Origin of the sequence: Parathalassolituus penaei, assembly GCF_026626885.1 — a bacterium.
Classification (GTDB): domain Bacteria; phylum Pseudomonadota; class Gammaproteobacteria; order Pseudomonadales; family Oceanobacteraceae; genus Oceanobacter; species Oceanobacter penaei.
This window is the reverse complement of sequence record NZ_JAPNOA010000006.1, coordinates 36065-49005: the sequence shown is the minus strand read 5'-3', so window position 1 is coordinate 49005 and position 12941 is coordinate 36065. Positions and strand designations below refer to the sequence as shown.

Genomic DNA, 12941 nt, shown 5'->3' with positions numbered 1-12941 from the left:
GGCATTTGGTTGCCAGCTGCGCTGGGTGAATGCGGTGTTTGTGTTGTGGGGATGAATTTATTCGCGATGCTGTTTCGCCCGACGCCCGTTACATCCGGATAAATCGCGGTATGGCCAGCAGGGCGCAACCAATCAGTACCAGTGGCAGCATGCTGGTGACGGCGTACGGGTACAGCATCAGTGCGAGGCCTGAGTAGCGGTACACGGGTTGTTGTTGGCGTTTGCCGTAGATGAAATAACCAAAGCCGATGGAGCTGAATACCAACCCTACGAGCATGAGGTTCATATCGAGGTTCATGGAGAAATACCGTGTGTGGATCGGGAGCGGATGTGACTGATTATGAGGATGGCGGTTCGCTGCTGCACGTGGGATTTTGTATAGATTCCAGAGTCTGTGCGGTCCGCTGCAGACCAATAAAAAAGGCCGCGCGAGGCGGCCTGGGGGAGGGGAGCCGATTACTCGGTAACGCTTACCGAGGGACAGCTCTGGCGTGATACCAGCTTGCCGTCCTTGAAGGTTTCCAGATGAATATCGAAGCCCCACAGGAAGTGCAGGTGTTTCATCACTTCGTAAGCATCTGAAGACAGTGGTGTGCCGTCCTGCATGGTATGACGCAGGGTCAGTGAGCGGTCACCTTCCAGATCCACGGACCAGATCTGGATGTTGGGTTCACGTACCGACAGGTCGTACTGACGTGACAGCATCGACCGCACGGTGCGGTAACCTTCGTCGTTATGAATCGCTTCAACCTTGTACTGCGGTTTCTCGTCATCGTCATAGATGCTGAACAGGTGGAAGTCGCGCATCAGTTTGGGTGACAGGAACTGCTGGACAAAACTTTCGTCCTTGAAGTTGTGCATGGCGAAGTGGAGGGTTTCCAGCCAGTCTTTGCCAGCAATGTCCGGGAACCACTCACGGTCTTCGTCGGTCGGGTTTTCGCAGATCCGCTTGATATCGCGGAACATGTTAAAGCCCAGCGCATAGGGGTTGATGCCGCTGTAATAGGGTTTGTCGTAATCCGGCTGGAACACCACGTTGGTGTGCGAGCTGAGGATTTCCATCATAAAACCGTCGGTCAGTTTGCCTTCGTCATACAGGTGATTCAGCAGGGTATAGTGCCAGAAGGTGGCCCAGCCCTCGTTCATTACCTGGGTTTGACGCTGCGGATAGAAATACTGGGCAATCTTGCGCACGATCCGCACCAGCTCACGTTGCCATGGCTCCAGCAGCGGCGCATTTTTCTCGAGGAAGTAGAGGATGTTTTCCTGCGGTTCCTCCGGGAATTTGCGGCGGCGATTGGTAGTCGTTTCGTTCTTGCGAGTTGGCAGGGTGCGCCAGAGGTCGTTGACCTGACGCTGCAGAATGTCTTCCCGCTCTTTCTGACGCAGTTTTTCTTCTGCTGCCGAAATCGGGCGTGGCCGACGGTAACGATCAACACCATAGTTTTGCAGGGCGTGGCAGGCGTCGAGCATACGTTCGACTTCTTCGGTGCCGTAGCGCTCTTCACACTTGCGCACGTAGTTCTTGGCAAACAGCAGATAGTCGATGATGGAGCTGGCGTCGGTCCAGGTCTGGAACAGGTAATTACCCTTGAAGAAGGAGTTGTGACCGTAACAGGCGTGGGCAATCACCAGTGCCTGCATCGGCATGGTGTTTTCTTCCATCAGGTAGGCAATACAAGGATCGGAGTTGATCACGATCTCGTAGGCGAGACCCATCTGGCCACGCTGGTAGCTTTTCTGGGTGGCCAGGAACTGTTTGCCGTAAGACCAGTGGTTGTAACCGATCGGCATACCCACGGATGAGTAGGCATCCATCATCTGCTCGGCGCTGATGATTTCGATCTGATTCGGGTAGGTGTCGAGTCCGTAGATTTTGGCGACCCGGCCGATTTCGCGGTCGTAGGTTTCCAGCAGCTCAAACGTCCAGTCGGAATCGGTCGACAGGTACTGACGGGTGTCAGTTCTTTTTTCCTCACTCATACGGCCTCCTTGTATCGCTCCTTGGCGAACAATTCGCGGAAGACTGGGTAAATATCGCTCGCGCCCTTGATCTGGGCCGTCGCGAACTTACTCTTGTTGGCCTGTGCAACACCCTGGTAGGCGTACCACAGCGCCTGGTGTTCGTGCGGGGTAATTTCAATGTAGGCGAAATGCTGGATGATGGGCAGCAATTCGTCGCCAAGAATTTTCGCGCACAGCGGTGAGTCGTCATCCCAGTTATCACCGTCGGAAGCCTGGGCACCGTAGATGTTCCATTCACTGCCGAGGTAACGCTCGCGGACAATTTCGTTCATCAGCTTGAGGGCGCTGGAAACGATGGTGCCGCCGGTTTCCCGGGAGTAGAAAAACTCTTCTTCGGTCACTTCCTTGGCGCTGGTGTGGTGACGAATAAACACCAGCTCGATGTGTTCGTAGTTCTTTTCAAGGAAGAGGTACAGCAACAGGTAAAAACGCTTGGCCAGGTCTTTGACGTCCTGGGTCATGGAACCGGACACGTCCATTACACAGAACATCACGGCTTTGCTGCTTGGAGTAGGTACCTTGACCTGACTGCGGTAACGCAGGTCGATCTGGTCGATAAATGGCAGCATCTTGAGGCGACGTTCGAGTTCGGCAAGTTCGGTTTCAATGGCGTTGATACGCAGCAGATCCGGTACCGGTTCTGCTTGCAGGCTGAGCAGTTCTTCCTGCAGTTCGCGGATGCGACGGCGTTTGCCGGAGCCCATACCAATGCGGCGGGCGTGGGCGTTACGCAGCGAGCGCACCACGGACAGGTTGTTGGGGGTGCCTTCGGACACAAAGCCGGCCCGACGGGTTTTGAATTCCTTGGTTTGCGACAGGGTCTTTTTGACCATGTTGGGCAGGGCGAGATCATCAAACAGGTAGTTCAGGAACTCGTCCTTGGTGATAAAGAAGGTGAAGTCGTCTTCACCGCCGCCCTGGTTGCCTGCTTTGCCGGAACCAGTGCCACCGCCACCTTTTTGAGGTTTATCCAGCAGGTCGCCGCTGCTGAACTGTTTGTTACCCGGGAATACGCGGTGCTGTTTACCGCCCTGACCGTGGGAAATCATGGGTTCATGGGTGTTACGAGTTGGAATGCTGATCTGCTCGCCACGTTCCATATCGGTAATGGAGCGACGATTCACTGCATCGGATACAGCTTCCTTGATGTGTTGCTTGTAACGGCGCAGGAACCGCTGACGGTTGACCATGCTCTTGTTTTTGCCGTTGAGGCGACGATCGACGATATAAGACATGCTTCCTCCCAATCCTCGGTACGGAGCCTCTCTGGCAGGCTCCGTTGACTGTGCCGCCGGGCTGGCAGGGGCGTACCCCTGTCAACCCACGTCCCCTTGCACGTTATTGGGACTTGCGGACACGCAGGTACCACTCGGACAACAGGCGAACCTGTTTCTCGGTGTAACCACGGTCGGTCATACGGGCGACGAAGTCGTCGTGCTTGCGTTGGTCATCCGTTGACGATTTGGCCGAGAACGAAATAACCGGCAGCAGATCTTCAGTGTTGGAGAACATTTTCTTCTCGATTACTGAGCGCATTTTCTCGTAAGACTGCCAGGACGGATTGTTGCCGTTGTTATTGGCACGTGCGCGCAGCACGAAGTTCACAATCTCGTTACGGAAGTCTTTCGGGTTGCTGATGCCAGCGGATTTCTCGATCTTCTCCAGTTCCTCGTTGATGGCCACCCGGTCGAGCATTTCACCGGTTTCAGGGTCGCGGTATTCCTGATCCTGAATCCAGAAGTCCGCATAGGTGACGTAGCGGTCGAAAATGTTCTGGCCGTATTCGGAGTAGGATTCCAGGTAAGCGGTCTGGATTTCCTTGCCGATGAAGCTGACATAATCAGCGGCCAGATATTCTTTCAGGTACGTCAGGTAACGGTTGTGTACTTCTTCAGGGTACTGTTCCTGTTCAATCGCCTGTTCCAGTACGTACAGCAGGTGTACCGGGTTGGCGGCCACTTCGGTGGCGTCAAAGTTGAACACCTTGGACAGGATCTTGAAGGCGAAACGGGTCGAGATACCGGTCATGCCTTCGTCCACGCCCGCGGTGTCGCGGTATTCCTGGATCGATTTGGCTTTGGGATCGGTGTCTTTCAGGTTTTCGCCGTTGTATACCCGCATCTTGCTGTAAACACTGGAGTTTTCCGGCTCTTTCAGACGTGACAGCACAGTGAACTTGGCCAGCATCTTGAGAGTGTCCGGGGCACATGGCGAGCTTGCCAGTGAGCTGTGCTCCAGCAGTTTCTGGTAAATCTTCACTTCCTCGTCAACGCGCAGGCAGTACGGCACCTTCACGATGTACACACGGTCGAGGAAGGCCTCGTTGTTCTTGTTGTTCTTGAAGGTTTGCCATTCCGACTCGTTGGAGTGAGCCAGAATGACACCTTCGAACGGAATGGCACCCATACCTTCGGTGCCGTTGTAGTTACCTTCCTGGGTGGCGGTCAGCAGAGGGTGCAGCACCTTGATGGGCGCCTTGAACATCTCTACGAATTCCATCAGACCCTGGTTGGAGCGGCACAGCGCACCGGAGTAGGCGTAAGCATCCGGGTCGTCCTGTGAGTAGTCTTCCAGTTTGCGGATATCAACTTTACCCACCAGTGCCGAGATATCCTGGTTGTTTTCGTCACCCGGTTCGGTTTTCGCCACACCGACCTGATCAAGGGTGGATGGGTACAGTTTCACCACCTCAAACTTGCTGATGTCGCCGCCGAATTCGTGCAGGCGTTTTACTGCCCATGGTGACATCACCCGGCCGAGGTAACGGCGTGGGATGCCATAGTCTTCTTCCAGAATCGCTGCGTCTTCTTCCGGGTCGAACAGACCTAACGGTGATTCGAATACCGGTGAGCCCTTGATGGCATAAAAAGGTACGTTCTGGATCAGATGTTTCAGGCGTTCCGCCAGCGAGGATTTACCGCCGCCTACCGGGCCGAGCAGGTACAGAACCTGTTTGCGTTCCTCCAGACCCTGAGCGGCGTGACGGAAGTAGGAGACGATGTTTTCCACCGCTTCTTCCATACCATAAAACTCGTTGAAGGCCGGGTAGCGTTTGATCACCTTGTTGGAAAACATGCGGCTGAGGCGCATATCCCGGGAGGTGTCGACCAGTTGCGGTTCGCCAATGGCCATGAGCATACGCTCGGCTGCGGTGGCATAAACGCTTGGGTCAGATTTGCACAGCTCCAGATATTCCTGGAGGCTCATTACTTCCTGCTGGGTTGACTGATATCTGTCTTTGTAACGGCTGAATACACTCATAGGTTACCTCTCCGGCTGGTAGACGAATTATCGGTGTAGCTGACGACTCTGAACGATGGCATTCCCCTGTGTCTGGTTCAGTGTAGTGGGCTGTGGCAGAAACGGATTTCTGGCGCCTGCAGTTATCTATGCATTGAGCGTGCCGTACTTGTTACCCGCATTGCAGCTGGCCTGGCTGGATGCGCGCGGCCAGTTTCACATCCTTCACTTTCAGGATGCGCCGAATGTCCGGTTTATGACAACCGTTATTTTCTGGTTTACGAATGGTCTGTTATCGAACTGGACGAAGACCGGGAGGGGGCAGAAAAGAGGGAGATTCCACAGTCAGGATGACCGTGCAAAAGCCCGCCATTGCTGGCAATGGCGGGACGAGAGGGGGCGCTCAGCAGCGGGCCTGGCGGGGCTGATCAGCCACGCTGGCAGAGTTCCGGGAACGCAGTTTTCCACATCTCGTAACCACCTTTGAGGCTGTACACCTCGTCGTAGCCCTGGGATGCAAAATACTGGGCAGCACCCTGGCTGGAGTTGCCGTGGTAGCAGCACACAATTAATGGTTTCTGCTTATCAGTGCTGGCGATGAACTGGTTGAGGTTTTCGTTATCGACCCGATGAGCGGCAGTGATATGGCCCGCCTGGTAGCTCATGGCATCGCGAATATCAGCAATCTGGATGTCATCGCGGCTGGTAATCAGGCTACGGGCATCTGCCGGGCTGATTTGCTGGAATTGAGCCATTCTGTTCTCCCTGTCTGTGGGATGGTAAAGGCCGCTCAGTCGGGGCTGGCGGCGACGGAAAATCGTTGCTGGTCGTCAAGACGCAGAGCAGTGAGCTGGCCGCCCCAGACGCAACCTGTGTCCAGTGCGAACAGATTGGGGAGGTTAACTTCACCATTTAATGCTGCCCAGTGCCCGAAAATCAGGCGCGTGCTTTCAGCCTTGCGGTCAGGTGCTTCAAACCAGGGCATAAAGCCGGGGGGAGCCGTATCAAGGCCTTCCTTGCTTTCGAGATCGAGGCGACCATTAACATCAATGAAGCGCATTCGAGTCAAATAATTGACGATTACTCGCCAACGATCAATCCCCTGCAGTTCTTTCTGCCAGATGTCCGGTTTATTGCCATACATGCCGGCCAGAAACACTTCAACCTGGTCTGAGCGCAGGATGGCTTCCACTTCGCCAGCCAGACGGCGGGCTTTGCGTGGGCCCCAGCGTGGTGGCAAACCGGCATGTACCATACACCAGCCGCTGGCTTCGTCGTGATGTACCAGTGGTTGCTGGCGTAACCACCACATCAGCTCGGCACAGTCGGGAGCGGCCAGTACCTCGTCGAGGGTGTCGCCACGACTGCGGCGGTCACTGCCGTAATAACGGGCCAGCAGATGCAGGTCATGATTACCGAGCACCGTTGTCACGCGGTTACCGAGGTCGCAGGCCCAGCGCAGCACCTCCAGCGATTGCGGGCCACGGTTGACCAGATCACCGGCGAGCCACAGCTGGTCGTGGGAGGGATCAAAGCGGATGAGGTTGAGCAGGCGTTGCAGGGGTTCAAAGCACCCCTGAATATCACCAATTGCGTATATAGCCATCTAGCTATTCTAATTCAGTGCGTGAGTGGCAGCCAGTGTGAAAACCGGAATGCTGGCGTGGAACAGGCGGCCATTTTCGGCTTCCATCACGTAATAACCACGCATGGAGCCGACCGGCGTGCTCAGCACGGCACCGGATGAATATTCGAAGTAATCATTGGCGGCGATGCAGGGTTGTTCACCCACTACACCTTCACCTTTGACTTCCTGAATGTCACCGTTGCCATTGGTGATGTACCAGTGGCGGGAACGCAAGGTTGCCGCCTGATCTCCACGGTTGCTGATGATAATGTGATAACTGAAGACGTAACGCTCGTCTTCGGGATCGGACTGCTCATCGAGGTATTCCGGGAATGCCTCGATGCTGATTGCTTCACTCGGTTCCATCCATAGACTCCTCTGGTTCTACCTGGCGTTCTGCAAACACGGCGTCGGCAATGCGTACATACTGCTCAAGGGTCAGTACTTCCGGGCGCAGCGATGTATCGATACCCAGAGCTTCCAGCTGCTCGGCACTGATCAGGTTGCGCATTGTGTTACGAATGGTCTTGCGACGCATGCTGAATGCTTCGCGAACCACCTGTTGCAGTGTAGCGACACTTTTCGCTTCGATGGGTAACTGTTCGTAAGGGCGCAGACGAACAATGGCGGAATCCACTTTTGGTGGTGGATTAAATGAGCCAGGACCCACAATAAACAGCGGCTCTACGCGGCAGTAGTACTGCGCCATGATACCCAGGCGACCGTAATCGGAGCTGCCCGGTGCGGCGGCCAGACGTTCCACGACTTCTTTTTGTAGCATAAAGTGCATGTCGTCCACGCGAGCGTGGTAACTCAGCAGGTGGAAAATCAGCGGAGTCGAAATGTTGTACGGCAGGTTGCCGACGATACGCAGTTTCTGACCGGGTTCCAGCAGGGTAGTGAAATCGAACTTCATGGCATCACCTTCGTGGATGCGGAAGTTCGGGTAATTGAAGAACTTGGTGCGCAGGATCGGGATCAGGTCGCGGTCGAGTTCTACTACCTGCAGCTTGCCGGTGGCTTCCAGCAGAGGTTCAGTCAGGGCTCCCATACCCGGGCCGATCTCGACCAGACAGTCGCTCTCTTTCGGGTGAATGGAGCTGACGATCTTGCCGATGATGTACGGGTCATGCAGGAAGTTCTGGCCAAAGCGCTTACGCGCCTTGTGGCCATGCATATTGGGAGTCGGATTGCGTTTGTTCATGTCGGGCTCGGTTCGGTTGGGGTCTGACCGCGACGACGGCTGGCCATATCAATGGCTACCTCTATCGCTGTCTGCAGGCTGCCGCCATCGGCCTTGCCGGTTCCGGCAAGATCCAGAGCGGTGCCGTGATCCACAGAAGTGCGGATAAATGGCAGACCCAGAGTAATGTTGGCGGCACGTCCGAAGCCGTGGTACTTGAGTACCGGTAATCCCTGGTCATGGTACATGGCCAGAGTGGCATCGGCGTTGGCCAGATGTTTGGGAGTATAGAGGGTATCGGCAGGCAGTGGCCCGACCAGATTCATCCCCTCCTGACGCAATAGCTCCAGTGTTGGCTCGATAATACGGATTTCCTCGTCACCGAGGTGTCCGTTTTCACCAGCATGCGGGTTCAAACCCGCCACCAGGATACGAGGCTGCGCCAGTCCGAAAAATTCCTGCAGATCGTGATGCAGAATGCGGGTTACGCGGGTCAGGCGATCCGGCGTAATGGCATCGGCAACGTCACGCAGAGGCAGGTGAGTGGTTACCAGGGCTACGCGCAGTTCGCGAGTGGCCAGCATCATGACCACTTCTTCAACACCGGCGTAATCGCGGAAATATTCAGTATGGCCACTGAAGGCAACACCGGCATCGTTAATGATGCCCTTGTGTACCGGTGCGGTCACGATACCGGCCCAGCGCTGATCAAGGCAGCCCTGAGCAGCGACGCGCAGGGTTTCCAGCACGTAAGCGCTGTTGGCGGAGTCGAGTTTGCCAGCTTCCGCGGCATGCGCCAGATAGACCGGCTCAACCCAGAGTTCACCAGCGTCAGCGGCCTGTGGGGCAACGCTGGTATCAAACAAGCGGATGGTCAGCGGCAGATCCAGCTGACGGGCGCGTTCTTCCAGCAGTTGCGGGTCGGCAATCACAATCAGCTGGGCTGACTGTGGTTGCTGGGCCAACTGGACACAAAGATCGGGGCCAATGCCGGCAGGTTCACCGGCGGTAATCGCGAGGCGCAGGGTCATGATGGACTCTTGATATCAACGTAGGCTTCGGCGCGGATCTTGCGCAGCCAGATTGGCAGTTCTTCTTCGAAGCGACGCTGGTACAGCTGCTGACGAATCTGGTTACGTTGCAGGTCGGCACCGATGTCGCTCTGGCGGGTTTCCAGCACTTGCAGGATGTGCCAGCCGAAACGGGTTTCAAACGGTGCGCTGACCTGACCAATCGCGGCTTGCTGCATGGTGTTGTCGAATTCCGGCACCATATCGCCCGGGTTGGCCCAACCGAGGTCACCACCGTTGGTAGCGCTGCCCGGGTCGTTGCTGTATTCGCGTGCCAGTGCGGCGAAATCACCACCTTTTTGCAGGCGCTGGTAGAGGCTGCTGGCCAGGGCTTCGGTTTCGGACTTGTCACGCAGTTCGTTCGGGCTCACCAGAATGTGGCGAACATGGTACTGGGTAATCACCTGGCTGTTGCCGCCACGTTTTTCCTGCAGTTGCACCAGGTGGAAACCGCTGCTGCTGCGGATTGGCTCAGAAATCTGGCCGACACCCAGCTTTGGCACTACGTCGGCGAAAATACCTGGCAGCTGGGTTTCTTTACGCCAGCCCAGATCACCACCTTCGAGCGCGTTACGGCCGTCGGACTCGGCAATCGCGGTGCTGCGGAAGTCGGCACCGGCGCGCAGACGACGGAGGATGTCACGCACACGCTGTTCAGCCTTGTTGAAATCATCCGGAGTGGCTTCAGCGGGTACGGATACCAGAATGTGGCCCAGATGGTATTCGGCGGCAGCGGTCATCTTGCCCATTTCCGAGGCCAGGAACAGGTCAACGTCCTGATCGGTGATCTGGATCTTTTCACCCACCATGCCCCGCTGCAGGCGGGACATCAGCATTTCGTTCTGGATCTGCTCGCGGGCCACTTCAAATGGCACACCTTCGGCTTCCATGGCTTCACGGAATTGCGGCAGGGTCATCTTGTTCTGGGCGGCAATACGCTCCAGCGCTTCGTTGAGCTGGGCATCGCTGATGCGGATACCGGCACGGTTGGCTTGCTGTTTCTGGATGCTTTCAATCACCAGACGTTCCAGTACCTGATGGCTCAGGGTGGCGTTGTCAGGCAGGTTGGCTCCGCGGTTCTGGCGACGGATGTAGTCGATACGCTGATCCAGCTCGGATTGCATGACCACGTCGTCATCGACCACTGCCGCAACCCGGTCCAGCAGCTGCGGATCGGCCTGGGTCGGAAGGCTGGCAAGGCTGATCAGGCCCATGGTCAGTGCAAGAAATAACGATTTAATAGTCATGGTAGCTTCGCTTGGTATAGCCCTTGATGCTTTGGCTAATAGTGGAGTCGGTACTGCTGCCGAATGTTCCCAATCCCTTGAGCTGGAAACTGAACATCAGGCTGTGGCGTTGGTAGGTACTGAATTCAGCATCATCGTCGGCCGTTGGTGACATGTTGCGGTAGAGCATCTGCACACGCCAGCAGCAATTCTGGTATTCAACACCGGCGAGGGTTTCCAGCCACGGGCTGACCGGGCGGCGTTCGTCGGTATCGTAACTCTTGAGGTCCTTGAGCACCCGGCCGGTCAGGGCCCAGCTGTCGTTGAGCGCCCAGAAGGCCCCGGCGTCAGCCTGATAAAGGGTGGTATCAATACCGTCGTAGTCGGCGTTTTCTTCCTGAACACGGTTGCTGGCCAGATTCAGCATCTGGTTGTGTTCATTGCGGTAGGTTACGCCATAACGGTTCTGACGGGCGTAATTCTGGTAGGAATCCCACTCGGTCATCTGGTAGAGCGCCCAGCTGCGCCAAGGGTGCCACTCGGTTTCGCTGAGGATACTGGAGGTTCCGAGGTTTTCCGGCAAGTCGTCGCTGGTCAGCTGCACCTTGCGGCTGTCGAAATAGGTCACGCGGCCCATGCTGAACTTCAGCCACTCATCACCTTCCTCGGTCAGCAGGCGGGTGGTTACCCCCATGCTCAGCTGATTGAGGTCGGCCAGACGGTCCTGACCGGTGAAACGGTCACCGCGGAACAGACTGTCGTAACTGACGGTGGTTCGACGAGTATCAAAGGTCGGGATGTATTCCTGATCACCCTGGGCCGGACTACGCACCCAGTACAGGCGCGGTTCCAGTGTCTGGCGCAACGGCAGGGAGCCCAGAGCGGTGGTGCGTTCCAGGGTGATGCCACTATCGAGGGAATAACGGGCGGCGCCGAGGTGTACTTCACCACTGCGGGTGTCGGTCAGGTCTTCATCACTGTAGAGGTCGTACTGGCGGTAGCGGTATTCCGCGCCCGGCATCAGATAACCCCATGAGTTTTCCAGGCGATAAAACACGCCGTTATCGGCTACCAGGCGATCACCATCCAGAGCATCAAAGCCGGTCAGGGTCTGGGCGCTGCCATCAATAATGGCTTCGTGGTCGCGGGTAAAACGGGTGCCTTCAACCACGTGGGTGGTTTGCCATTCGCTGTCACGCAGCTGATAACCCAGACGCAGGTCGGGTAGACGACGGTACGGACGATTCGACAGGTCGATATCCGGATCAATGGTCTGGAAACTCTCAACGGTGAAGTCGAGGGTCTTGTTGTCATCGGCATAGGCAACCACACCGCGCCGTGGCAGGTGCGTGGTGCGGTCGAGGCTGACGCTGGAGTTGAGATCGGCGAGGTAATCGTCATCGCTGATCTTGTTGTATACCCAGCGGTGGCTCCAGTGTTCACCAAAGGTGCCGCGTTGGGTGATGTTCAGCAGCCAGCGCTCTTCTTCGGTGGTGGAGTCCTTGTTCAGATAGTTGTAGTTGAGTTCGCCGTCACCAAAAGTGGCGGATTTGTGGCGGAACTGGTTTTCCCAGATCCAGCCGTGATCATCCAGATAATGCGGCGTCAGGGTGGCATCAGCGTTGGCGGCCAGGTTCAGGTAAAACGGCAGCTTCAGTTCGCTCAGGCTGCCGTTACTGTTGATACCAAACACCGGGTCGAGGAAACCGGTGGTGCGCTGGTCATCAATCGGGAATCGATAATAGGGAATGTACAAAATCGGCACATTATAAAAACGCAGACGGGTATGCCAGGCACTACCGACGCCTTTTTCCTGATCCAGATAAATATTGCTGGCGGCCATTTCCCAATCGTTTCGACCTGGCTCACAGTAGGTCATGGTGGCATCTTCGAGGTTAACGGTGCCATCAGACGAGGTAGTCATACTTTCGGCGGAACCACGCATGTGACGGTCGGGCAGAGAGTATTCCGCGGAGTTCAGGGTCAGGCTGCCATCACCCGGTTCCGGGCCGGTTTCCTGGAAGCTGGCCGAGTCACTGTTGACGACGACGTCATCGCTATACAGGCTGACTTCACCGTCGAACCAGGCCTGACGCAAATCGTTACGCCAGTGTGCGGCAGAGCTGTGTAGCTGGTAACTGCCGTGTTGCATCACGACGTTGCCGCTCAGCAGTGCATCACCGTTGCTATCGATACGGGATTCATCGGCTTCGGCAATCAGGCGGCGATCGTCCAGGGCCTCAATCTTGCTGCGGCGGTAGTCACCACTGCAGTAAGACGGCAGTTTGGCCTGTTCGGCTGCCGTGAGTTGTGACCGTGTATACCAGTTCAGGGATGCCGCCGGATTGTCTTCGCCATGGGCGCCAAGTACCGGTGACAGCAGCAGTGGCACCAGCAGATAACGGACAGAAACCGCCATGGCAGATGGGGCCGGCGTAGATGCTGGCGGCTGTGCTGGAGGTTCGTCGAAGTGGGATACGTCCGCCATGGAGACCGTGGATGCCTGTAATGTGAAGTGTGCTATCTTAGCGCGCTGATGATACGAGCGACGCGTAAAGCGCGCAATTTTA

11 protein-coding genes are annotated in these 12941 nt (G+C 56.3%); all 11 read right to left on the bottom strand.

Translation table 11 applies throughout. The features are described from left to right. Nucleotides 1-88: 88 nt before the first annotated feature. The 11 genes from OUO13_RS01285 to OUO13_RS01235 all read right to left on the bottom strand — a co-directional run bounded on the left by OUO13_RS01285 (nucleotide 89) and on the right by OUO13_RS01235 (nucleotide 12859). Nucleotides 89-286, bottom strand: a complete 198-nt coding sequence (locus tag OUO13_RS01285; RefSeq protein ID WP_283172041.1) for a hypothetical protein — start codon at nucleotides 284-286, stop codon at nucleotides 89-91. A 170-nt stretch (nucleotides 287-456) separates the two neighbouring features. Further along, nucleotides 457-1983: a SpoVR family protein gene (locus tag OUO13_RS01280; RefSeq protein ID WP_283172040.1), complete on the bottom strand. Its 1527-nt coding sequence runs from the start codon at nucleotides 1981-1983 to the stop codon at nucleotides 457-459. Then, on the bottom strand, nucleotides 1980-3260 hold the full coding sequence (locus tag OUO13_RS01275) for a YeaH/YhbH family protein (protein ID WP_283172039.1): 1281 nt from the start codon (nucleotides 3258-3260) through the stop codon (nucleotides 1980-1982). Before OUO13_RS01275 ends, OUO13_RS01280 begins: the two co-directional genes overlap by 4 nt. Nucleotides 3261-3363: 103 nt before the next feature. Further along, nucleotides 3364-5286 carry a PrkA family serine protein kinase gene (locus tag OUO13_RS01270; protein WP_283172038.1) on the bottom strand — a complete coding sequence of 641 codons (1923 nt, stop codon included), beginning with the start codon at nucleotides 5284-5286 and terminating at the stop codon, nucleotides 3364-3366. A gap of 407 nt (nucleotides 5287-5693) precedes the next feature. Continuing rightward, a complete protein-coding gene (gene glpE, locus OUO13_RS01265; RefSeq protein WP_283172037.1) occupies nucleotides 5694-6020 on the bottom strand; it encodes a thiosulfate sulfurtransferase GlpE in 327 nt (108 codons plus the stop codon). Nucleotides 6021-6055: 35 nt separating this feature from the next. Beyond that, nucleotides 6056-6871 carry a symmetrical bis(5'-nucleosyl)-tetraphosphatase gene (locus OUO13_RS01260; protein ID WP_283172036.1) on the bottom strand — a complete coding sequence of 272 codons (816 nt, stop codon included), beginning with the start codon at nucleotides 6869-6871 and terminating at the stop codon, nucleotides 6056-6058. 9 nt (nucleotides 6872-6880) lie between these two features. Beyond that, a complete protein-coding gene (gene apaG / locus OUO13_RS01255) occupies nucleotides 6881-7258 on the bottom strand; it encodes a Co2+/Mg2+ efflux protein ApaG (protein WP_283172035.1) in 378 nt (125 codons plus the stop codon). Then, nucleotides 7245-8096: a 16S rRNA (adenine(1518)-N(6)/adenine(1519)-N(6))-dimethyltransferase RsmA gene (rsmA, locus tag OUO13_RS01250; protein ID WP_283172034.1), complete on the bottom strand. Its 852-nt coding sequence runs from the start codon at nucleotides 8094-8096 to the stop codon at nucleotides 7245-7247. The genes apaG and rsmA overlap by 14 nt, the downstream gene beginning before the upstream one ends. After that, on the bottom strand, nucleotides 8093-9106 hold the full coding sequence (gene pdxA / locus OUO13_RS01245) for a 4-hydroxythreonine-4-phosphate dehydrogenase PdxA (RefSeq protein WP_283172033.1): 1014 nt from the start codon (nucleotides 9104-9106) through the stop codon (nucleotides 8093-8095). The genes rsmA and pdxA overlap by 4 nt, the downstream gene beginning before the upstream one ends. Continuing rightward, nucleotides 9103-10392, bottom strand: coding sequence for a peptidylprolyl isomerase (locus OUO13_RS01240; protein ID WP_283172032.1), 1290 nt, complete (start codon nucleotides 10390-10392; stop codon nucleotides 9103-9105). Before OUO13_RS01240 ends, pdxA begins: the two co-directional genes overlap by 4 nt. Next, complete coding sequence (locus tag OUO13_RS01235) at nucleotides 10382-12859, bottom strand: LPS-assembly protein LptD (RefSeq protein WP_283172031.1); 2478 nt, start codon at nucleotides 12857-12859, stop codon at nucleotides 10382-10384. Before OUO13_RS01235 ends, OUO13_RS01240 begins: the two co-directional genes overlap by 11 nt. Between the last annotated feature and the right edge of the window lie 82 nt (nucleotides 12860-12941).

What these genes read in the sequence shown, in the direction of transcription:
- OUO13_RS01285 (WP_283172041.1), bottom strand. Translation starts at nt 286, where the DNA reads ATGAACCTCATGCTCGTAGGGTTGGTATTCAGCTCCATCGGCTTTGGT.
- OUO13_RS01280 (WP_283172040.1), bottom strand. Translation starts at nt 1,983, where the DNA reads ATGAGTGAGGAAAAAAGAACTGACACCCGTCAGTACCTGTCGACCGAT.
- OUO13_RS01275 (WP_283172039.1), bottom strand. Translation starts at nt 3,260, where the DNA reads ATGTCTTATATCGTCGATCGTCGCCTCAACGGCAAAAACAAGAGCATG.
- OUO13_RS01270 (WP_283172038.1), bottom strand. Translation starts at nt 5,286, where the DNA reads ATGAGTGTATTCAGCCGTTACAAAGACAGATATCAGTCAACCCAGCAG.
- glpE (WP_283172037.1), bottom strand. Translation starts at nt 6,020, where the DNA reads ATGGCTCAATTCCAGCAAATCAGCCCGGCAGATGCCCGTAGCCTGATT.
- OUO13_RS01260 (WP_283172036.1), bottom strand. Translation starts at nt 6,871, where the DNA reads ATGGCTATATACGCAATTGGTGATATTCAGGGGTGCTTTGAACCCCTG.
- apaG (WP_283172035.1), bottom strand. Translation starts at nt 7,258, where the DNA reads ATGGAACCGAGTGAAGCAATCAGCATCGAGGCATTCCCGGAATACCTC.
- rsmA (WP_283172034.1), bottom strand. Translation starts at nt 8,096, where the DNA reads ATGAACAAACGCAATCCGACTCCCAATATGCATGGCCACAAGGCGCGT.
- pdxA (WP_283172033.1), bottom strand. Translation starts at nt 9,106, where the DNA reads ATGACCCTGCGCCTCGCGATTACCGCCGGTGAACCTGCCGGCATTGGC.
- OUO13_RS01240 (WP_283172032.1), bottom strand. Translation starts at nt 10,392, where the DNA reads ATGACTATTAAATCGTTATTTCTTGCACTGACCATGGGCCTGATCAGC.
- OUO13_RS01235 (WP_283172031.1), bottom strand. Translation starts at nt 12,859, where the DNA reads ATGGCGGACGTATCCCACTTCGACGAACCTCCAGCACAGCCGCCAGCA.